At 40.7% G+C, this 19,252-nt stretch carries 23 protein-coding genes; 21 read left to right on the plus strand and 2 right to left on the minus strand.

Annotation, left to right across the window (positions count from 1 at the left end; translation table 11 throughout):
• The first annotated feature begins 116 nt into the window (after positions 1 to 116).
• The 8 genes from EHW89_RS02450 to EHW89_RS02480 all read left to right on the plus strand — a co-directional run bounded on the left by EHW89_RS02450 (position 117) and on the right by EHW89_RS02480 (position 6,968).
• Positions 117 to 875 carry a TraX family protein gene (locus tag EHW89_RS02450; protein ID WP_126466578.1) on the plus strand — a complete coding sequence of 253 codons (759 nt, stop codon included), beginning with the start codon at positions 117 to 119 and terminating at the stop codon, positions 873 to 875.
• 61 nt (positions 876 to 936) lie between these two features.
• Positions 937 to 1,065: a hypothetical protein gene (locus EHW89_RS09570; RefSeq protein WP_264371268.1), complete on the plus strand. Its 129-nt coding sequence runs from the start codon at positions 937 to 939 to the stop codon at positions 1,063 to 1,065.
• Positions 1,066 to 1,079: 14 nt separating this feature from the next.
• The gene (locus EHW89_RS02455; RefSeq protein ID WP_126468039.1) at positions 1,080 to 1,847 is read left to right on the plus strand and encodes an ABC transporter ATP-binding protein; all 768 of its coding nucleotides are present in this window, start codon (positions 1,080 to 1,082) and stop codon (positions 1,845 to 1,847) included.
• Positions 1,840 to 3,828: an ABC transporter permease gene (locus EHW89_RS02460; protein ID WP_126466579.1), complete on the plus strand. Its 1,989-nt coding sequence runs from the start codon at positions 1,840 to 1,842 to the stop codon at positions 3,826 to 3,828. Before EHW89_RS02455 ends, EHW89_RS02460 begins: the two co-directional genes overlap by 8 nt.
• A 146-nt stretch (positions 3,829 to 3,974) precedes the next feature.
• Positions 3,975 to 5,363: an APC family permease gene (locus tag EHW89_RS02465; protein WP_126466580.1), complete on the plus strand. Its 1,389-nt coding sequence runs from the start codon at positions 3,975 to 3,977 to the stop codon at positions 5,361 to 5,363.
• A gap of 67 nt (positions 5,364 to 5,430) precedes the next feature.
• Positions 5,431 to 5,805, plus strand: coding sequence for a GNAT family N-acetyltransferase (locus EHW89_RS02470; RefSeq protein WP_126466581.1), 375 nt, complete (start codon positions 5,431 to 5,433; stop codon positions 5,803 to 5,805).
• Between the two features lie 66 nt (positions 5,806 to 5,871).
• Positions 5,872 to 6,333, plus strand: coding sequence for a GNAT family N-acetyltransferase (locus EHW89_RS02475; RefSeq protein WP_126466582.1), 462 nt, complete (start codon positions 5,872 to 5,874; stop codon positions 6,331 to 6,333).
• Positions 6,330 to 6,968, plus strand: coding sequence for an RpiB/LacA/LacB family sugar-phosphate isomerase (locus EHW89_RS02480; RefSeq protein WP_126466583.1), 639 nt, complete (start codon positions 6,330 to 6,332; stop codon positions 6,966 to 6,968). Before EHW89_RS02475 ends, EHW89_RS02480 begins: the two co-directional genes overlap by 4 nt.
• A gap of 145 nt (positions 6,969 to 7,113) precedes the next feature.
• Here the strand turns inward: EHW89_RS02480 and EHW89_RS02485 are convergent, their stop codons facing one another.
• Positions 7,114 to 7,317, minus strand: a complete 204-nt coding sequence (locus EHW89_RS02485) for a cold-shock protein (protein WP_003032129.1) — start codon at positions 7,315 to 7,317, stop codon at positions 7,114 to 7,116.
• Between the two features lie 191 nt (positions 7,318 to 7,508).
• Here EHW89_RS02485 and EHW89_RS02490 point away from each other — a divergent pair, with 191 nt between their 5' ends.
• The 10 genes from EHW89_RS02490 (at position 7,509) to EHW89_RS02535 (ending at position 14,728) form a co-directional block, all read left to right on the plus strand.
• Complete coding sequence (locus EHW89_RS02490) at positions 7,509 to 7,745, plus strand: DUF2829 domain-containing protein (protein WP_059220488.1); 237 nt, start codon at positions 7,509 to 7,511, stop codon at positions 7,743 to 7,745.
• The gene (locus tag EHW89_RS02495; protein WP_126466584.1) at positions 7,738 to 8,436 is read left to right on the plus strand and encodes a 3-oxoacyl-ACP reductase; all 699 of its coding nucleotides are present in this window, start codon (positions 7,738 to 7,740) and stop codon (positions 8,434 to 8,436) included. Before EHW89_RS02490 ends, EHW89_RS02495 begins: the two co-directional genes overlap by 8 nt.
• Before the next feature lie 13 nt (positions 8,437 to 8,449).
• On the plus strand, positions 8,450 to 9,241 hold the full coding sequence (locus EHW89_RS02500) for a GNAT family N-acetyltransferase (protein ID WP_126466585.1): 792 nt from the start codon (positions 8,450 to 8,452) through the stop codon (positions 9,239 to 9,241).
• A complete protein-coding gene (locus EHW89_RS02505; protein ID WP_126466586.1) occupies positions 9,216 to 9,656 on the plus strand; it encodes an ASCH domain-containing protein in 441 nt (146 codons plus the stop codon). The genes EHW89_RS02500 and EHW89_RS02505 overlap by 26 nt, the downstream gene beginning before the upstream one ends.
• 93 nt (positions 9,657 to 9,749) lie before the next feature.
• Positions 9,750 to 11,129, plus strand: coding sequence for a bifunctional UDP-N-acetylglucosamine diphosphorylase/glucosamine-1-phosphate N-acetyltransferase GlmU (gene glmU, locus EHW89_RS02510; protein WP_126466587.1), 1,380 nt, complete (start codon positions 9,750 to 9,752; stop codon positions 11,127 to 11,129).
• Between the two features lie 8 nt (positions 11,130 to 11,137).
• On the plus strand, positions 11,138 to 11,689 hold the full coding sequence (locus EHW89_RS02515; RefSeq protein WP_106100221.1) for an NUDIX hydrolase: 552 nt from the start codon (positions 11,138 to 11,140) through the stop codon (positions 11,687 to 11,689).
• A 10-nt stretch (positions 11,690 to 11,699) separates the two neighbouring features.
• Positions 11,700 to 12,008 carry a cell wall synthase accessory phosphoprotein MacP gene (gene macP / locus EHW89_RS02520; protein WP_022526867.1) on the plus strand — a complete coding sequence of 103 codons (309 nt, stop codon included), beginning with the start codon at positions 11,700 to 11,702 and terminating at the stop codon, positions 12,006 to 12,008.
• Between the two features lie 51 nt (positions 12,009 to 12,059).
• Positions 12,060 to 12,752, plus strand: a complete 693-nt coding sequence (locus EHW89_RS02525; RefSeq protein WP_126466588.1) for a 5'-methylthioadenosine/adenosylhomocysteine nucleosidase — start codon at positions 12,060 to 12,062, stop codon at positions 12,750 to 12,752.
• Positions 12,753 to 12,766: 14 nt separating this feature from the next.
• Entirely contained in the window at positions 12,767 to 13,075 is a 309-nt protein-coding gene (locus tag EHW89_RS02530) for a DUF898 family protein (protein WP_021001434.1), read from the plus strand.
• Between the two features lie 111 nt (positions 13,076 to 13,186).
• On the plus strand, positions 13,187 to 14,728 hold the full coding sequence (locus EHW89_RS02535) for an ABC-F family ATP-binding cassette domain-containing protein (protein ID WP_126466589.1): 1,542 nt from the start codon (positions 13,187 to 13,189) through the stop codon (positions 14,726 to 14,728).
• A gap of 200 nt (positions 14,729 to 14,928) precedes the next feature.
• Here EHW89_RS02535 and EHW89_RS02540 read toward each other — a convergent pair whose 3' ends face one another.
• Positions 14,929 to 15,732: a peptidylprolyl isomerase gene (locus EHW89_RS02540; protein WP_126466590.1), complete on the minus strand. Its 804-nt coding sequence runs from the start codon at positions 15,730 to 15,732 to the stop codon at positions 14,929 to 14,931.
• Between the two features lie 377 nt (positions 15,733 to 16,109).
• Here EHW89_RS02540 and EHW89_RS02545 point away from each other — a divergent pair, with 377 nt between their 5' ends.
• The 3 genes from EHW89_RS02545 to EHW89_RS02555 all read left to right on the plus strand — a co-directional run bounded on the left by EHW89_RS02545 (position 16,110) and on the right by EHW89_RS02555 (position 19,117).
• Positions 16,110 to 16,415 carry a hypothetical protein gene (locus EHW89_RS02545; RefSeq protein WP_319592680.1) on the plus strand — a complete coding sequence of 102 codons (306 nt, stop codon included), beginning with the start codon at positions 16,110 to 16,112 and terminating at the stop codon, positions 16,413 to 16,415.
• A 108-nt stretch (positions 16,416 to 16,523) separates the two neighbouring features.
• Entirely contained in the window at positions 16,524 to 16,733 is a 210-nt protein-coding gene (locus EHW89_RS02550; protein WP_003034293.1) for a PspC domain-containing protein, read from the plus strand.
• An 86-nt stretch (positions 16,734 to 16,819) separates the two neighbouring features.
• Positions 16,820 to 19,117, plus strand: coding sequence for a DNA translocase FtsK (locus tag EHW89_RS02555; protein ID WP_126466591.1), 2,298 nt, complete (start codon positions 16,820 to 16,822; stop codon positions 19,115 to 19,117).
• The last annotated feature ends 135 nt before the right edge of the window (positions 19,118 to 19,252 follow it).

A 19,252-nucleotide genomic window follows, 5' to 3' on the forward strand; every position in this document is an offset into this window, starting at 1 on the left:
TCTTACAAAATTGTAAGGTTCGCCTCTAAAAATGAAAGGTTATGTTATGGTAGCAGCCTTTCTTTTTTTGTATCATAAGATTAGAAAATGAATGATATTTCATAGAGGAGGCAGTTATGAAAACAAAAGGATTGAACGCTTTTCAGCTCAAGCTCTTAATGGCTGTTTTAATGGTCTTTGATCATCTTGAAAAAATACCAGGTTTACTGTCAGGTGAATGGGCGAGCATTTTTCATGCTTTAACACGCTGTGTAGCAGTTTGGTTTGCTTTTGCAGCAGTGGAAGGTTTTCGATATACACGGAGCCGCTTGCTTTATAATGTACGTCTCTTTTTCTGGGCAGCCATTATGTTTGCTGGAAATACGATTCTCAATCTGCTGTTTCAGTCTAAAGGAGTTCAGATATATAATAATATTTTCTTAACTTTGGCTTGCGGTGTACTTGTCCTCAATATCTTTTTTGGCATAAACCAAACGAGCAATCCAGTTGATATTAAACGCCAGCCCATTCGCTTTATCTTAGGCATTGTTGTCTGCTTGTTGGCTGGTTTTGTGACAGAGGGTGGCATGGTCATTATTCCATTTATGTTGATTACCTATACTTGCAGGGAAAAGAAAAACTTACGAAATCTGCTGTATGGTATTTTAGCAGTTGTACTATTTTGTATGAGTATTCAGATTTACCCGACATGGAGCGACACACTGTTAATGATGTTTTATAATTCCGATTGGCTTTTTATCACAGTACTGCCTTTTATTTCACTCTATAATGGCGAGCGCGGTCCTGTGACCAAGTGGAGCAAGTATTTCTTTTATATCTTTTATCCAGCTCACTTATGGTTGATTACTTGCATTGCTTACCTCGTTCAAAAATGAGTAAATTATAGTCTTGCGGCGAGCAATTCGCTGCAAAGTAGTATCAAAAAAGGAGAACAAGATGAAATATGGTAAAATTTTATTGAAACAAGACAGTCAATTGCTTCAGCCAAACGTAAAAGATATTGAAAAAGCGCAATTTGGCTATGAAGTGAGTCAATCAGCGCAACAGTTATATTTTAGATTTTAAAAAAGGAGAAAATGATGACACTATTAGATGTACAACATGTGAAGAAAATTTACAAAACTCGCTTTCAAGGCAACCAAGTAGAAGCACTGAAAGACATTCATTTTACGGTGGACAAAGGTGATTATGTCGCTATCATGGGTGAGTCGGGGTCTGGGAAATCCACTCTGCTCAACATTCTTGCCATGCTAGACAAGCCAACCGAAGGACGCGTCTTTCTCAATGGCACGGATACAGCGATGATTAAAAACAGTCAAGCTTCGAGCTTCCGTCGGGAAAAATTAGGTTTCGTTTTTCAAGATTTCAACCTGTTAGACACGCTCTCGGTCAAGGACAATATCCTCTTGCCGCTCGTTTTGTCGCGCCGTCCGATTACAGAAATGATGCAAAAGTTGGTTACTACTTGTAATGAACTGGGGATTAACCAATTGCAGGAAAAATTCCCCTATGAAATTTCCGGTGGTCAAAAGCAGCGGGTGGCAGTAGCGCGTGCTATTATCACCAATCCAGAAATTCTGCTGGCAGACGAGCCAACAGGGGCGCTCGATTCTAAGTCTTCTGCGGCGCTTTTAGATGTATTTGATGACATCAATGACCGCGGACAGACGATTCTTATGGTAACGCACTCGACTTCGGCGGCAAGCCGTGCTAAGCGCGTACTGTTCATCAAGGACGGAATTTTGTACAATCAAATCTTCCGAGGCGATAAAACAGAGCGGCAGATGTTCCAAGAAATTTCAGATACCTTAACGGTCATGGCAAGCGAGGTGAATCAAGGTGCTTAGATTAGCGGGAAAATTAGCGGTTTCTAACCTAGTGAAAAATCGTAGATTATACTATCCATTTGCGTTGGCAACTTGTTTAGTCGTCGCTATTTCATATATTTTTAATTCTTTAACGTTTAATCCCCATTTACAAAAAATGCAGGGGGCAAGTTCTATTTCATTTGTCTTGGCTCTTGGAGTGATTATTGTGACGATTGCTGCAGCGATTATCATTTTTTATGCTAATAGCTTCGTCATGAAAAATCGCTCGAAAGAACTGGGGCTGTATGGAATGCTAGGACTTAATAAACGTCATCTCTTTACCATGGTGTTCATTGAGTTATTGATTTTAGGAGCGACGACTGTCACGATTGGTCTTGGATTTGGTATTGTATTTGATAAACTGATTTATGCCTTTTTACTGAAATTGATGGGGTTAAAAGTTGTTCTAGTATCCACGTTTCAATGGTTAGTTCTTATTTCAGTTGTTGTCATCTATGGCGTTATTTTTGCGGGCTTGGTGCTTGTCAACGGTTTGAGGATTCTACGTTTTAATGCTTTGCAATTGGCCAAGGAAAAGAATAGCGGTGAAAGAAAAGGACGATTTCTTCTGATTCAAACGATTATTGGATCGATTTCTTTAGGCTATGCTTATTACCTAGCTCTGAGTGTCAAAAATCCATTGACAGCAATTGGTATATTTTTTATAGCTGTTCTCTTTGTTATTTTAGGGACTTATCTGCTGTTCAATGCAGGAGTTACGGTATTTTTACGGTTGCTTCAGAAAAATAAACGGTATTATTATCAACCTAATAATATGATTTCTGTGTCCAATTTGATTTTTCGGATGAAGAAAAATGCAGTGGGATTGGCAACGATTGCGATTCTTTCAACGATGGTTTTGGTCACCCTGGCTGGAGGTGTCAATATTTATGCAGGTGCTGGTTATCTTAAAAGCGTGATGTATCCCCAAGATTATACGATAAAGGGGAATGCAGTTTCAGCTGCTCAATTGAATCAGGCATTGACAGAATTTGCAAAAGAGAATCATTTAACAGTCACTAAGAAAAATGCTTATCAATATTATTCGATGGGAATTAAAAATCAAAAGGGCAATCAGCTTGATATTTATCCAAAAGGTGAAACACGAGTTTCTCCACAGGCCTATATTCTGCTGTTTTCAGCTGATGATTATCGGAAAATGACGGGCAAAACATTGAATTTAAAAGATAATGAGACAGTAATCTTTGCAAAAGGAATCTCTATCAAGCAAACTCAGCCTCTTAAGCTGAACGGGCAAGAATTGATAGTTAAAGAACTTTTAAAAGAGGACTTTGTTCTTGGAAACATTACAGATCAGTATAATATCATTATCCCTCAGTCACTTTTTATGGTGGTTAATGACCCACAAAAATTGGTGAATTCCCAAAAGCAACATTACACGATTAATACAGAATTATATGGCGGCTTGAATATCAGGGCTTCTAATAAGAAAAAGGGCGATTTGGATACAGCTTACCAGAAGAAGCTGAAACAGTTCAATACGACGCTCCCCGATAATGCCGGTGTGTATGGTTATACAAGAATCCAAGGTGTGCAGGAAATTATGAGTATGTTAGGTGGCGTTTTCTTTATTGGTATTTTCCTTTCAATTGTCTTTATGCTGGGAACGGTTTTGGTAATCTACTACAAACAGATTTCAGAAGGGTATGAAGACCGAGACCGCTTTGTAATTTTACAAAAGGTAGGATTAGATGAAAAGCAGACCAAGCGCACCATTCGCAAACAAATTTTGACTGTGTTTTTCTTGCCGCTCATCTTTGCCTTTGTTCACCTAGCTTTTGCTTATCATATGCTGAGCCTTATGTTGAAAGTTCTGGGGGTCTTAAATGCTGCATTGATGTTGGAAGTTACGCTTGGCGTTTGTGCTGTTTTCTTTATCGTCTATGTACTTGTCTTTCTCATCACATCACGCAGTTATCGTAGAATTGTGTCGATTTGAGTTAGCGATAGGTACGGATAATAGTGAAAAGGAGTAGGGCTATTCTTGCTCCTTTTTCAATTTATTTAACAAAAAAGAGGGACGTTTGATTCCTTTTTGATTGCTTTTATGGTAGAATAATTCAATCTAATAAATTGGAGTTTAGGATGAATATTTTTCGTAAAAAAGATGTCAGTAGAGATCGGACTGGCATGCGTCGTCATTTACGATTGCTTGATTTGATTTTGTTAGGGATTGGCGCTATGGTGGGAACGGGGATTTTCACGATTACCGGAACGGCGGCTGCAACTCTAGCTGGTCCAGCTTTGGTGGTTTCGATTATTATTTCTGCTCTTTGCGTGAGTATTTCTGCTTTCTTTTATGCAGAATTTGCGTCAAGAATTCCTGCAAATGGAGGTGCTTATAGCTATCTCTATGCTGTTCTTGGAGAATTTCCAGCTTGGATAGCAGGTTGGCTGACCATTATGGAATTTATGACGGCTGTATCTAGTGTTGCCTCTGGTTGGGCTTCCTATTTGAAAGGCTTGCTGAATGGATTTGGTTTGAGTATGCCAGGAGCGCTCAATGGAACCTTTAATCCGCAAGCGGGAACCTATGTAGACTTACTGCCGATTCTTGTTTTAGTATTTGTGACGGGTGTAGTTTTATTAAATTCCAAAGCAGCTCTGCGATTTAATTCCGCTTTGGTTGTCTTGAAGTTTTCGGCGCTTGCCCTTTTTATCTTTGTAGGGATTTTCTTTATTAAACCTGAAAATTGGTCTCATTTTGCCCCATTTGGCTTTGGAAAATTATATGGTGGCAATGTTGGAATTATGGCTGGTGCTTCTCTGATGTTCTTTGCTTTTCTAGGTTTCGAGTCTATTTCTATGGCGGTGGACGAGATTAAGGAGCCACAAAAGAATGTTCCACGAGGGATTGTACTATCTTTGTCCATTGTAACGGTACTTTATATATTGGTGACACTAGTTTTGACAGGGATTGTTCACTATAGCAAGCTAGATGTAGCAGATGCTGTCGCTTTTGCGCTTCGCAGTGCTGGGCTTAGCTGGGCGGCTAATTATGTGTCAGTGGTAGCGATTTTAACTTTGATTACCGTTTGCATTTCCATGACTTATGCTCTGTCGCGTATGATTTACAGCATTGCGCGTGACGGTTTGTTGCCAAAGTCTTTCAGAAAATTAACTGCCACTAGTCGGGTACCGAAAAATGCTACGATTTTGGTAGGAATTGTAGCGGCTATTTGTGCTGGTATTTTTCCGCTAGCCAGTATCGCATCCTTTCTAAATATCTGCACCTTGGCTTATCTGATTTTGTTAGCAGTGGCTATTTTGAAGTTGCGCAAGGATAAAGGACTTCCTCAAGCAGGGGAATTTAAAACTCCTCTGGTGCCTCTGACGCCAATCTTATCCATTATTATCTGTCTGTCTTTCATGACCCAATATGGCTTTGACACATGGCTGGCATTCGGGCTTGCCTTACTAGTCGGAACAATTATTTATTTTATCTATGGCTACCAACATTCGGAAATCAATTGATGAGCTTTAATCCAGACAGCCACTTAGGCTGTTTTTTGCTATAATAGAAAGAAAAAGAGGTGCGAATATGATACGACCTGCAGAACTTTCAGACGCAGCAGCTATTCAGGAAATCAATGCAACTGCTCTCGGCTATGATTTTGGCTTGATAGAAACTCGTCAGAAACTATCAGAGCTGTTGGATAGGTCAGATCATTTTATCTTGGTGGCAGAAAATGCAGCAGGTCAACTTGTCGGTTATGCCCACGCTTGTCGTTATGACTGCCTTTACTTTTCATCTTTGCTCAATCTGTTGGCTTTGGCTGTTGCTCCAGATTTTCAAGGTCAGGGATATGGCAAAGCGCTGATGCAGGCCGTGCGTGAAGAGGGGTCAGCTACAGGCTATGCAGGTATTCGCATAAACTCTGGCATTTCTCGAACTGCAGCCCATGAATTTTATTGAAAACTGGGCTGTGAGGAAAAAGCTGATCAGAAACGTTTTTATTGGGAATTTTGAGAAATGATATCTATGAAGATTGAACCATTAAGTCAAAGCAATGCAGAAGAAATTGCGAATCATTGGCATTACGAAGGAATCTATGCTTTTTATGATATGCAAGCAGATTCTGAGGATTATGAAGAAATTTTATCTCCTGAAGCGCGTGGTGATCACTATTATCAGGTTCTCAAAAATGATGAATTATATGGCTTTTTTTGCCTTTTTCCAATTGACAAAGACAAGCAGGAACTGGGTTTAGGTATGAAGCCAGAGTATTGTGGCAAAGGTCAAGGCAAAGATTTTTTACAAACGATTTTACGGTTTATCGAGGAAAACATTTCAGTGAAAATCCTGACTCTATCAGTAGCAGATTTTAATCAAAGAGCTCAAAGGCTTTATCTCAATTGTGGTTTCAACGTAATCGGACGGCAGCCTCAGGAAAGCAATGGCGATAGTTACCTTTTTGTCAAAATGGAAAAGGAGTTGAAATGAGAGTTGCGGTTATCCAAGGAACCACTCGAAGAAATATGAATTTGCTGCTATTTGAATCTGTAAAAAAAGCAGTCCAATCGTCTGACGAAGTGCTAAATTTTGGAATTTTTGAGGATGAGGACGAGCAGTATTCTTATGTTGAAATAGCGATCTTGATCAGTTTCTTAATAGAAAGTGGAGCAGTCGATTTTGTCGTAACAGGTTGTTCTTCAGGTCAAGGGATGACGCTTGCCTGTAATAGTTTACCAGGTCTTTTGTGTGGCTATATAGAGACCCCACAAGATGCGCTCCTCTTTGGACGCATCAGTGGAGGGAATGTTGCTTCTCTGCCACTCGGCTTAAATTTTGGTTGGCAAGGCGAATTGAACCTGCAATATACATTAGATAAACTATTTGATGGTGAGTTTGGCATTGGCTATCCTGAACATGAAGCAGAAAGAAAAAGAGCGGAAGCAAGTGCCCTAAAGAATTTGGACTGTTTAACGAAACGCAGTTGGGAAGAATTATTAGAACAAATCCCAAAAGATATTCTCAACAAGTTGTTGCAAAGAAAGATAGTGATGAATGCCATTATAAATAAGGGAAGTAATAAAGAGTTCATCCGTTTGCTGAAAGCGAAAATAGGTAAAAAGTGAAATGAAAAAGCGGAGGCACTAAGTAGATGCCCCTACACATTTAATTATCTTTGCAATTTTGACTGTTTATGGTAAAAATTGAGCTTGACATTATAACGTCATTTTAAAACAATAAAAAGACTGGGATTTCCAGCCTTTTCTTGTCTTATGCTAATTTTGTAATATTGACTGCTTGAAGACCACGTTGACCTTCTTCAATGTCAAAAGTTACTTTTTCGCCTTCATTCAGTGATTTGAATCCGTCGGATTGAATCGCTGAAAAGTGAGCAAATACGTCTGGTCCGTTTTCTTGTGAAATAAAGCCGAAGCCTTTTTCAGCATTGAACCATTTTACTGTACCTTGTGCCATACATCTTACTTCCTTTCTCTAAAATGTTGCGTAAAAAATAGAAAAAGTAAAGATGAAAAACAAAAATACTCACTCAAAATTCATTTACTCTTGCTAGTCTAACAGAAGAAAGAGTAAAAAGCAAGGAAAAGCCAGCGATTGGCAATATATTTTGCTATACTAGTAATATGAAAAGCAGAAAGAGGTATATCATGACATTTGAAGAAATTTTACCGGGTTTGAAAGCCAAAAAGAAATATGTCCGCATAGGCTGGGGCGGTGCTGAGAATTATGTCCAGCTTTTTGACAGTATTGAGCAGAACGGAGTGGCGCTTGAAGTGACGCCTTATTTTCTCATCAATGTATCAGGCGAGGGAGAAGGCTTTTCCATGTGGAGTCCGACGCCTTGTGACGTATTAGCAGATGACTGGGTGGAAGTCCATGACTAGGACGGTTTTGGTGACAGGTGTTAGCTCAGGGATTGGTCTGGCTCAGGCGCAGCTTTTTTTGGAAAATGGCTGGCGCGTATATGGTGTAGACCGCTCTGAAAAACCAAGTTTGACATGGGATTTTCATTTCCTTCAACAAGATTTGACGTTAGGACTTCAACCAGTTTTTGCTTGGTGTTCGCAGGTAGATGTCCTCTGTAATACAGCTGGAGTGCTGGATGACTACAAGCCCTTACTGGAGCAGACTGCTCAGGAGATCCAAGAAATTTTCGAGATTAACTATGTAACACCAGTAGAGCTAACTCGTTATTATCTGACGCAGATGCTGAAGAAACAATCAGGCATCATCATCAATATGTGCTCAATTGCATCTAGCTTAGCTGGCGGTGGTGGTCATGCTTACACTTCTTCCAAGCATGCTCTGGCAGGATTTACCAAACAGTTGGCACTGGATTATGCGGAGCAGGGAGTACAGGTTTTTGGGATTGCACCGGGCGCAGTTAAAACAAGTATGACAGCAGCAGACTTTGAGCCGGGAGGCTTAGCCCAATGGGTAGCAGACGAAACTCCCATCAAGCGTTGGATAGAACCAGAAGAAGTTGCCGAGCTGACCCTCTTTCTCGCCTCAGGAAAAGCTCAGTCCATGCAGGGCGAGATTGTCAAGATTGACGGTGGCTGGAGTTTGAAGTGAAGAGGCAAGTAGAATGAAAGCAGTGAGCATTGAGCCAAGACTGCAGGAATGTTTCCAACATTGGCAAAAGAACATGGTGAGATATGGTTTGAAAGCTGGGCTGGGGCAGTTTTATACAAATGAAGACGAGACTGCCGTTTTGTATGAACAAGGAGATTTTCTCTTTTTGGCTGGGCAGGCAGATATGGCATTACTGGCGGATTATAGGGACTTTTGTAAGCCAGACTACCGCATTCTCATATCTGAAGAGGCTTCTTGGCAAGGCTGCTTGTCCTCTTGTCCAGCCTTATCTCCTTTTACCCGTTATGCTTTTAAAGATGAGGCAGATTTTGATGACAAGGTTTTGAAAAACATCGTGGAGCAGTTATCGGAGCAGTTCTGTATGGAGGCAATTAATCAAAGAACCTATCAAGAACTAGCTCAGGAAGAATGGCCTCAGGATTTGCAGGGGAATTTTGCAACTTTTAAAGACTTTCAAGAAGGTGGAGCTTTTGGCTTTGTGATCCGGAAGGGTCAGGAAATCGTCGCTGGGGTCTCGACAGCACTTGTCTACCAAAAAGCCATTGAAATTGAGATTGCAACAAAACCGACTTATCAACAGCAAGGTTTAGCTACTGTTCTTGGGGCGAAGATGATTTTGGCATCCCTGCAATGCGGCGTTTTTCCGCTCTGGGACGCCCACAATGAAGCCTCAAAGAAAATAGCTGAGAAGCTAGGCTATCAATGTTTAGGAGCTTATCCAGCTTATGAGTTGAAATCAGTAACAGATAGGAGAAACCATGACACCAGAACAATTATGGAATGAATACAAAACAATCAACCCCGCAATCGGTGATGACATTGACGCCTGGGCATTTGGTGTAGAGCCAGATCAGCTGGCGGATTTAGTTTTGAAAGGAGAGAAGACTGCGACAGCTTCTGCCTACGATTTGTATCAGATAGATGGTGAGCCGATTCCTCAAGCAGGAACCTTTGATGTGATTTTAGACGGTCAAGGTCAAGCTGTCTGCATCATTAAAGTGACCAAGGTAACGGTTGTCCCTTTCAATCAAGTGTCTGCAGAGCACGCTTTTAAAGAAGGAGAGGGAGATAAATCTTTGGCTTACTGGCGGCAGGTGCATGAGGAACTCTTCACGGAATGGATGGCTGAAGCCGGCTTAGCTTTCTCAGAGGAGACGGGCGTGGTCTTGGAGGAGTTTTGCAAGGTTTATCCGATATAAAAGATGCGGATTAAAGCATTACAGAGAGAATCTTAACAAATGATATAAAAAATGCTATAATAAAATAAATTTATTTTGATAAAAGGAACTATTATGACAAACTATGCAATTATTTTAGCAGCTGGAAAAGGCACTCGCATGAAATCAGATTTACCAAAAGTGCTTCACAAAGTTGCTGGAATTTCGATGTTAGAACACGTATTTAGAAGTGTTGCTGCCATTGCACCAGAAAAGACTGTGACAGTGGTCGGACACAAGGCAGAGCTGGTGGAGCAGGTATTGGCGGGGCAGACAGAGTTTGTTCGTCAAACGGAACAATTAGGAACTGGTCATGCTGTGATGATGGCAGAGCCTGTGCTGGAAGGTTTGGCAGGGCAAACATTAGTCATTGCAGGAGACACTCCTTTAATCACAGGAGAAAGCCTGAAAAATTTGATTAACTTTCATGTCAACCACAAAAATGTTGCAACGATTTTGACAGCAGAAGCGGAAAATCCATTTGGTTATGGGCGGATTGTCCGTAATCAGCATGAAGAAGTGATCAAAATTGTGGAGCAAAAGGATGCTTCGGATTTTGAAAAGCAAATCAAGGAAATCAATACAGGAACGTATGTTTTTGATAACGCTCGTCTTTTTGAAGCCTTGAAAAATATCAATACCAACAATGCGCAAGGAGAATATTACATCACAGATGTAATCGGCATTTTCCGTGAGAATGGCGAAAAAGTCGGCGCTTATACTCTGAAAGATTTTGATGAAAGTCTTGGTGTGAATGATCGTGTAGCTCTTGCGACTGCCGAAGGAATTATGCGTCGTCGAATCAACCAAGCTCACATGGTGAATGGGGTTAGCTTTGTAAATCCAGAAGCGACTTATATTGATGCAGATGTACAGATTGACCCAGAAGTACAAATTGAAGCTAATGTTAGCTTGAGAGGGCAAACGAAAATTGGCGCAGGCAGTATTCTGACAAATGGTACGTATATTGTTGACTCTGTTATCGGTGAACAAACGGTTATTACCAATTCGATGATTGAAGAGTCTACGGTTGCAGACGGTGTAACGGTGGGACCTTACGCTCATGTTCGCCCAGGTTCAAGCCTTGCTAAAAATGTACATGTTGGTAATTTCGTTGAAGTGAAAGGTTCTTCTATCGGTGAAAATACCAAAGCTGGGCATCTGACTTACATTGGTAATTCTGAAGTGGGGGCGAATGTCAATTTTGGCGCTGGAACAATTACAGTTAATTATGACGGACAGCACAAGTTTAAGACCGTCATTGGGAACAATGTCTTTGTAGGTTCTAATTCGACCATTATTGCGCCGGTAGAACTTGGGGACAATTCTCTTGTAGGTGCAGGCTCAACCATTACTAAGGATGTACCAGCAGACGCTATTGCCATCGGACGTGGACGTCAGATTAACAAAGATGAATACGCAAAACGCTTGCCACATCATCCAGATAATAAGTAGGAACGGCTATGGATTTTGAAGAAAAAACGCTAAAACGAACAGAAATTTATCAAGGTCCTATTTTTAACCTTGTCAAGGATAAAGTTCAGCTACCGGCTGGGAAAGGTACAGCTTATCGTGATTTGATTTTCCATAATGGTGCTGTAGCAGTTATTGCGTTAACCTCAGAAGACAAAATGATTTTGGTCAGGCAGTACCGCAAAGCTATTGAAGCAACCTCTTATGAAATTCCGGCAGGCAAGTTAGAAGTCGGTGAAAATGCGGATCCTAAAGCTGCTGCTTTGCGTGAATTGGAAGAAGAGACCGGCTATACAGGTGAATTGGAACTGCTCTATGATTTCTATTCAGCGATTGGCTTTTGCAATGAGCGAATCAAACTTTATAGCGCTAGCCATTTGACAAAAGTTGAAAATCCTCGTCCACAAGATGAGGACGAGACCTTAGAACTCCATGAAGTGACCTTGGAAGAAGCGAAAGCTCTCCTTGCTAGTGGTGATATTTGTGATGCAAAAACCATTATTGCACTTCAATATTGGGAAATGAAAATGAATCGAAGATAGGGGGACGCTCATGGGAAGACCTTTATTAACAGATGAAATGATTGAACGGGCAAATCGTGGTGAAGATATTTCAGGTCCACCTTTGCATGATGAGGAAGAAACCAAAATTTTAAAAACGACTAGAAGCCAGTTTGGTTATTCCTCTCAAAATAGTGGCTTCAATCAAGATACGCTGCAAATTGATGTGGAACCAACGGTAACCAAAAGCCGACGCATTGAAAATGCAAAACGTGGAGTATTTCAAGCAAAATTAAACAAAATTCTATTTTGGATTGTCCTGCTTTTGATTGCTTTGATTGCTGCTATTATTTGGCTATAAAAAGCGATAAGCTCGACTTTCGCTTTTTTTGTGATAGAATGAGAGGAAATAATGAAAATCGGAATTATTGCGGCCATGCCTGAGGAACTAAAAATCTTAGTGGAAAACTTGGAAAATGCCGAAAAACACTTACGTTTGGGGCATATTTATCATACGGGAAGTATCGGTCGTCATGAAGTTGTGCTGGTGGAAAGCGGAATCGGTAAGGTTATGTCTGCTATGAGTGTGGCTGTTTTGGTCAATGAGTTTAAAGTGACGGCTGTCATCAATACAGGTTCTGCTGGTGCGGTAGCTGAAGGCTTGCAAATCGGTGATGTTGTGGTTGCTGATCGGCTAGTATACCATGATGTAGATGTAACAGCTTTTGGCTATGAATACGGACAAATGGCGCGCCAGCCACTTTATTTTGAAGCGAGCCGTTATTTGGTTTCTGAAATGAAAAAGATTTTAGAAAAAACACATCAGACGAGTCGCGTTGGCTTAATTGCAACAGGAGACAGTTTTATTGCGGGACAAGACAAGATTCAAGCCATTAAGCAGCATTTTCCAGATGTTCTAGCGGTTGAGATGGAGGGCGCAGCCATTGCTCAAGCGACCCATTCTATCGGTCTGCCTTTTATGGTCATTCGTGCCATGAGTGATACAGCTTCTCATGACGCCAATATCAGCTTTGACGAATTTATTCATGAAGCTGGCAAGCGCTCAGCAGACACTCTGATTCAATTTCTGAAAGAATTAGTTTAGACAAGGAGAATATAGTGTATAAAGAATCTTATTTCGACGGCGGCCTCTTTTCTTACATTGGTCATGTCATCTTAGCCATTTTGATTACTGTCTTGACGTTGGGTATCTGTGCTCCTTGGGGCATGTGTATCCTGTATAATTGGAAGATTAAGCACACAGTCATTGACGGACACCGTCTCTATTTTGATGGTACTGCGATGCAGCTTTTTGGAAATTGGGTGAAGTGGTGGCTCTTGACGATCATTACTTTTGGCATTTATGGTTTTTGGCTTAATATCAAGCTAACCCAGTGGATTACCAAACACACCCATCATTTGAATTAGATGAAAGCAAGCGAGAATGAAGCAGTCTCGCTTTTCATTTGTTCTACCTTGCCAAAAAATCCCTTTTGATGGTATAATCAAGAAACTGTAATCAATGATAGAGGAGAAAAGATGAGTATTTTAGAAGTGAAAAATTTGAGCCACGGTTTTGGTGACCGGGCTATTTTTGAGGATGTATCCTTTCGTCTGCTGAAGGGCGAGCATATCGGCTTAGTTGGAGCCAACGGTGAAGGGAAGTCCACCTTTATGAGCATTGTAACTGGTCAATTGTTGCCAGATGAAGGCAAGGTTGAGTGGTCTAAGTATGTGACAGCTGGCTATTTAGATCAGCATGCTGTATTGAAAGAAGGTCAATCCGTGCGTGATGTGTTGCGGACTGCTTTTGATGAACTTTTCAAGACTGAAGCTCGGATCAATGAGATATATCTGGCTATGGCAGAAGATGGAGCGGATGTTGATGTCCTTATGGAAGAAGTGGGTGAATTGCAGGAGCGATTGGAAAGTCGAGACTTTTATACTTTAGATGCTAAGATTGATGAGGTAGCTCGTGCTTTAGGGGTTATGGATTACGGTATGGAAACGGATGTCACCGCTCTTTCTGGAGGTCAACGAACCAAGGTGCTCTTAGCAAAACTTCTCCTTCAAAAACCAGACATCTTGCTCTTAGATGAGCCTACCAACTATTTGGACGCAGAGCATATTGATTGGCTCAAGCGCTATCTGCAAAATTATGAAAATGCTTTCGTGCTCATTTCCCATGATATTCCTTTCTTAAACGATGTAATCAATATCGTCTACCATGTAGAAAATCAAAACTTGACCCGCTATTCTGGTGATTATTATCAATTCTTAGAAGTCTACGAGATGAAAAAATCTCAGTTGGAAGCAGCTTATGAGCGTCAGCAGAAGGAAATTGCGGATCTCAAGGACTTTGTAGCTCGCAATAAAGCCCGTGTGGCGACCCGTAATATGGCCATGTCCCGCCAGAAAAAATTAGACAAAATGGAACTGATTGAACTGCAAGGCGAGAAGCCTAAGCCCTCCTTTGACTTCAAAATGGCTCGTACACCAGGGCGCTTTATTTTCCAAGCCAAGGACTTGCAGATTGGGTATGACTGTCCACTGACCCAGCCTCTTAATCTGACCTTTGAGCGCAATCAGAAAGTGGCCATCATCGGGGCAAATGGGATTGGGAAAACAACTCTTTTGAAGAGTCTCTTGGGGATTATACCACCAATCGCTGGGGAAGTTGAGCGTGGAGACTATCTGGAATTGGGTTATTTCGAGCAGGAGACAGCTAGCGGCAATCGCCAGACTCCTCTGGAAGCTGTTTGGGATGCTTTCCCGTCACTCAATCAAGCGGAAGTTCGTGTTGCTCTGGCTCGCTGCGGTCTGACCTCAAAGCATATTGAAAGCCAGATTCAGGTTCTCTCAGGAGGCGAGCAGGCTAAGGTTCGGCTTTGTCTCCTTATGAACCGAGAAAATAATGTCTTAGTGCTAGATGAGCCCACGAATCACCTTGATGTGGATGCAAAAGATGAACTCAAACGCGCTCTCCAAGCGTACAAAGGCAGTATTCTCATGGTCTGCCATGAGCCCGACTTCTACGAAGGATGGGTAGATCATATTTGGGATTTTAATCAATTAACGTAAGAATAAAGAAAACGAGGTGTAGGACAAAAAATCAGGATTTCGTAAGAAATCGATTTTGTCGTCCCACCCCCGCAAGGTTGAGTAGGGCTGCAAAAGCTGATAGTATCAGCGCATAGGAGACCTCTCAACTACTACGTATTGAGTTTTATTCTAGAAAGTAAACGAGTCTGGGATATTTTGTTCCAGACTCCGTTTTGTGATTATTTCTTAAATGTATAGTCCTTAATGACTTCAATTTTCTCGATTTTGATTTCTTTTTTGGGTTTGTCGTTTTCGCCTGTCTCAATCGCAGCGATTTTATCCACGACATCCATGCCAGAAACGACTTGCCCAAAGACAGTATAATTCCCGTCTAAACTTGGATTTCCGCCTTTTTTATAGGCTTCAATAATTTTTTCAGGATAAGTTGTGTTAGAGAGTTGATTAGAACTGTCCTTGGTGTTTTGGTTGATGAAAAATTGACTACCGTTGGAATTTGGATTGGAAGAACGAGCCATGGCTAATGCACCACGGATATTGTAGAGATAAGACGAAATCTCTGTTTTAAAGCCACTTCCAGAGTCGATCTTAGAGTTTTTGCCTTTCCAAATGGACTCACCACCAGTCCCGTCTCCTTTAGGATCTCCTGTTTGAATCATGAAATCCTTAATGACACGGTGGAAAGTTACGCCGTTATAATAACCTTCTTTAGTGTGCGTTAAGAAATTTTCAACTGCAAGTGGAGCATATTTTGGAAAGAGCTTCAAGGAGATAATACCTTCAGTTGTGGTTATTTTCACTTCCGCTTCATCGTCAGCGACCTTGTCAGACAACTGTGGGAAATGAGCATTTTTATCGGTCAAAGCAGCTTTTTGCTCTTCTTTTTGTTTTTCAGCTGCTTTTGAGCTGGATTCGGAAGCAAGACTTGAGTCTACATAGTCATTTCCTCTGATAGCTCTTTGTAAATTGGTACAACCTGTCAAAAATAAACTAGCAGCCAGTCCTAAAATAAGTAATTTTTTCATAGATTTCCTTTCTGAATGTTGAACTATTCACATTTTACTATAAGTAAAAGCCTTTTTCAAATCTTTTGAGAGGTTGTCTCTGCTAACTGAAAGGCACTATCGGGCTATCTTTTTGATGTAAAGATAGCTCAATCGTTTTGAGTATGAAAACATTTTCTTATGAAAAGTTTTGTAAATTCGCTTACGAGAAAAAATTTTTTGTGCTAAAATAGCGTTTATCAACAAAGAAATGGAGTTTTTATGCCGAAGAATTTTAAGGAATTATTATTTTTTACAGCCCTTATGTGTAGCATGATAGTATTTGGAATGAGCATTTGGAACCTGTCCGTTGTAGGATATCTTCATGGGCTCATCTAGCAATGGGATATGTTCCTAGATTGATTACCGCTTTTCTCTTAGACCTTCTTGTGGCAGGACCAGTTGTGAAGGGAGTTGCTTTTAAATTTTTAACAGAACGCCATAAACCTTGGCAGAAGATCCTCGTTGTTTCAGGTGGTATGGTTCTGATTATGGTTTCATTGATGTCTCTTTATGATATGCTTTTTAACGGCGTGCCGCTTTCAGTAACCAATTACCTTGGAGCTTGGTTGACCAATTTTATTGTAGCTTTTCCCTTGAATTTTCTGATTGTTGGACCAATTTCTCGCTTTATTTTAGGTCAACTGCAACAGCAACTTTTTTAATCTTGCTGACGATGAACGTTTGACAATTGGTTCATGGAAATTCTTTATGATATTTATTTAATGGTAAAAAATTTATGTTATAATAGATTTATAAAGGAGGGACAGAGAATGGCTAAACGATTGACAAGAGATGTGCGAAATAAGAAAATTGCGGGTGTCTGTGCAGGTATAGCAAATTATTTTGACATTGATCCTACCATTGTACGACTAATTTGGGGAGTAGCATTTTTTGTGTATGGAATCGGTCTGATCCCTTACTTGATTTTGTGGTTTGTCTTGCCAGAAGATGACGGAGACGATGATGTGATTTGGAAGTAAACAATGTTGTTTCAAAAGTGGAAGTATGGAGCTTCTGCTTTTTTCTTGCATTGGATTAGTGTTCAATTTGTGGTATAATAAAATTTATGGCAAGTAAGAAAAATAGTAAAAAAGGTCGGACAACGAGACGACCTACAAAAGCAGAAATGGAGCGGCAAAAAGCCATTCGGAGGATGCTTGCAACTTTCGGTATCGCTTTTTTGCTTCTTTTTGCAGCATTAAAATGGGGTGCCGTTGGAATCACTCTATATAACCTTATTCGATTGTTAGTAGGAAGTTTAGCCTATATGGCTATTATAGCCAGTCTCATTTATCTTTTCTTTTTTAAGTGGGTCAATAAGCATGAAGGGTATAAATCAGGCTTTTTCAGTATTTTTATTGGCTTGCTGCTTATGTTTCAAGCTTATTTTGTAAATGTTTTAAATTTAAAAGGACAGGTTCTAAGTACAACCTTGTCACGGATTTTAACGGATTTGACAGCTGTTAAAGTCAGTGCTTTTGCTGGTGGCGGTTTATTAGGAGCGACACTCTATACTCCTATAGCCTTTTTATTTTCAAATATTGGCACCTACTTTATCGGACTCCTCTTAATATTGCTAGGGGCGCTACTCATCAGTCCATATTCGATTTATGATATTTTTGAAAAATTAAGTGAAACCTATCATGCTTGGAGTGAGAAGCGAGAAGCAAAGCGTCAGCAACGTTTTATCGAAAAAGAAGAAAAAGCTGCGCAAGCAGCGATGAATGCTATTCAGGTAGAGCAAGACGAGCCACAAATTGATTCTGAAACGGGAGAAATTTTAGATGATGAGGTCTTAGCTCATACGCCGATTCAGTTTGAAGAAGCAGAGCCAGAAATTTATGATTATGATGAGAGTTTGTCTGAGAAACAACACAAAGAAGAGCAGCAAGATAACACAGATGAAGATGTTGAGGTTAATTTCACACCCAAAGAAAGTTTAGATTACAAACTTCCAACAATCAATTTGTTTGCGCCAGACAAGCCTAAAAATCAATCCAAAGAAAAGAAAATTGTCCGCGAAAATATCAAGATTTTGGAAGAAACATTTGCTAGTTTTGGCATTCGTGCTAGCGTTGCACGTGCTGAAATCGGACCGTCTGTGACTAAGTACGAGGTCAAGCCAGCTGTCGGAGTGCGGGTCAATCGCATTTCCAATCTGGCTGACGATTTAGCTCTGGCTTTGGCTGCCAAAGATGTGCGAATTGAGGCACCTATTCCGGGAAAATCTCTAGTCGGAATTGAAGTTCCAAATTCCGAGATTGCAACGGTTACTTTCCGTGAGCTCTGGGAGCAGTCTAAGACAGACGACAAGAAATTACTTGAAATTCCTTTAGGAAAAGCTGTCAATGGCTCTGTTCGGACATTTGATTTGGCAAAGATGCCTCATTTGCTGGTGGCAGGCTCGACTGGTTCTGGAAAATCCGTTGCAGTCAACGGCATTATTGCTAGTATTCTCATGAAAGCACGACCAGATGAAGTCAAGTTCATGATGGTTGATCCAAAAATGGTTGAATTGTCTGTCTATAATGATATTCCTCACTTGCTGATCCCTGTTGTGACTAATCCGCGCAAGGCGAGCCGAGCTTTGCAAAAAGTGGTAGATGAAATGGAAAATCGCTATGAGCTATTTTCTAAGGTCGGTGCTCGCAATATTGCAGGTTACAATGCCAAAGCAGCCGAGTACAATGCCAGTCAACCAGAATATAAACAAATTCCTCTTCCCTTGATTGTGGTCATTGTGGATGAGTTGGCAGACCTTATGATGGTAGCCAGCAAAGAAGTGGAAGATGCCATTATTCGCTTGGGACAAAAAGCTCGAGCAGCTGGTATTCATATGATTTTGGCCACTCAGCGACCGTCTGTTGATGTTATCTCTGGGCTCATCAAGGCAAATGTTCCTTCGCGGATTGCTTTTGCTGTCTCTAGCGGAACTGATAGCCGAACGATTCTAGATGAAAATGGTGCCGAGAAACTCTTGGGACGTGGGGATATGCTCTTTAAGCCGATTGATGAAAATCATCCTGTCCGTCTGCAAGGATCATTTATTTCCGATGAAGATGTAGAGCGCATTGTCACTTTTGTTAAGAATCAAGCCGAAGCAGATTATGATGATAATTTTGACCCAGGCGAAGTATCTGAGAATGACATGGATTCAGGTAGTGAGAGTGAACAAGGAGATCCACTCTTTGAAGAAGCCAAGGCTTTAGTCATCGAGACGCAAAAAGCGAGTGCTTCAATGCTCCAACGTCGATTGTCTGTTGGGTTTAATCGTGCGACTCGGCTCATGGAAGAGCTAGAAGCTGCGGGTGTCATCGGTCCAGCAGAAGGCACCAAGCCAAGAAAAGTTTTATTGAATAACTAAAACTAAATAGGTGTGGTTTAAAAAATGTAACATCCTTTCCCAACAAATTTCTGTTGGGATTTTTTGTAGCTGTTCTATTTTAAAGTTTTGTAGAAAAGGTATGAAAAATCTCATGTTTTCCAGTTTTATGACTTT

Origin of the sequence: Streptococcus periodonticum (genome assembly GCF_003963555.1) — a bacterium.
Taxonomy (GTDB): Bacteria; Bacillota; Bacilli; order Lactobacillales; family Streptococcaceae; genus Streptococcus; species Streptococcus anginosus.

Excerpts from the sequence above, each read along its gene's own strand:
- EHW89_RS02450 (WP_126466578.1), top strand. The coding sequence starts at position 117 with ATGAAAACAAAAGGATTGAACGCTTTTCAGCTCAAGCTCTTAATGGCT.
- EHW89_RS09570 (WP_264371268.1), top strand. The coding sequence starts at position 937 with ATGAAATATGGTAAAATTTTATTGAAACAAGACAGTCAATTGCTTCAG.
- EHW89_RS02455 (WP_126468039.1), top strand. The coding sequence starts at position 1,080 with ATGACACTATTAGATGTACAACATGTGAAGAAAATTTACAAAACTCGC.
- EHW89_RS02465 (WP_126466580.1), top strand. The coding sequence starts at position 3,975 with ATGAATATTTTTCGTAAAAAAGATGTCAGTAGAGATCGGACTGGCATG.
- EHW89_RS02470 (WP_126466581.1), top strand. The coding sequence starts at position 5,431 with ATGATACGACCTGCAGAACTTTCAGACGCAGCAGCTATTCAGGAAATC.
- EHW89_RS02475 (WP_126466582.1), top strand. The coding sequence starts at position 5,872 with ATGAAGATTGAACCATTAAGTCAAAGCAATGCAGAAGAAATTGCGAAT.
- EHW89_RS02480 (WP_126466583.1), top strand. The coding sequence starts at position 6,330 with ATGAGAGTTGCGGTTATCCAAGGAACCACTCGAAGAAATATGAATTTG.
- EHW89_RS02485 (WP_003032129.1), bottom strand. The coding sequence starts at position 7,317 with ATGGCACAAGGTACAGTAAAATGGTTCAATGCTGAAAAAGGCTTCGGC.
- EHW89_RS02490 (WP_059220488.1), top strand. The coding sequence starts at position 7,509 with ATGACATTTGAAGAAATTTTACCGGGTTTGAAAGCCAAAAAGAAATAT.
- EHW89_RS02495 (WP_126466584.1), top strand. The coding sequence starts at position 7,738 with ATGACTAGGACGGTTTTGGTGACAGGTGTTAGCTCAGGGATTGGTCTG.
- EHW89_RS02500 (WP_126466585.1), top strand. The coding sequence starts at position 8,450 with ATGAAAGCAGTGAGCATTGAGCCAAGACTGCAGGAATGTTTCCAACAT.
- EHW89_RS02505 (WP_126466586.1), top strand. The coding sequence starts at position 9,216 with ATGACACCAGAACAATTATGGAATGAATACAAAACAATCAACCCCGCA.
- glmU (WP_126466587.1), top strand. The coding sequence starts at position 9,750 with ATGACAAACTATGCAATTATTTTAGCAGCTGGAAAAGGCACTCGCATG.
- EHW89_RS02515 (WP_106100221.1), top strand. The coding sequence starts at position 11,138 with ATGGATTTTGAAGAAAAAACGCTAAAACGAACAGAAATTTATCAAGGT.
- macP (WP_022526867.1), top strand. The coding sequence starts at position 11,700 with ATGGGAAGACCTTTATTAACAGATGAAATGATTGAACGGGCAAATCGT.
- EHW89_RS02525 (WP_126466588.1), top strand. The coding sequence starts at position 12,060 with ATGAAAATCGGAATTATTGCGGCCATGCCTGAGGAACTAAAAATCTTA.
- EHW89_RS02535 (WP_126466589.1), top strand. The coding sequence starts at position 13,187 with ATGAGTATTTTAGAAGTGAAAAATTTGAGCCACGGTTTTGGTGACCGG.
- EHW89_RS02540 (WP_126466590.1), bottom strand. The coding sequence starts at position 15,732 with ATGAAAAAATTACTTATTTTAGGACTGGCTGCTAGTTTATTTTTGACA.
- EHW89_RS02550 (WP_003034293.1), top strand. The coding sequence starts at position 16,524 with ATGGCTAAACGATTGACAAGAGATGTGCGAAATAAGAAAATTGCGGGT.
- EHW89_RS02555 (WP_126466591.1), top strand. The coding sequence starts at position 16,820 with ATGGCAAGTAAGAAAAATAGTAAAAAAGGTCGGACAACGAGACGACCT.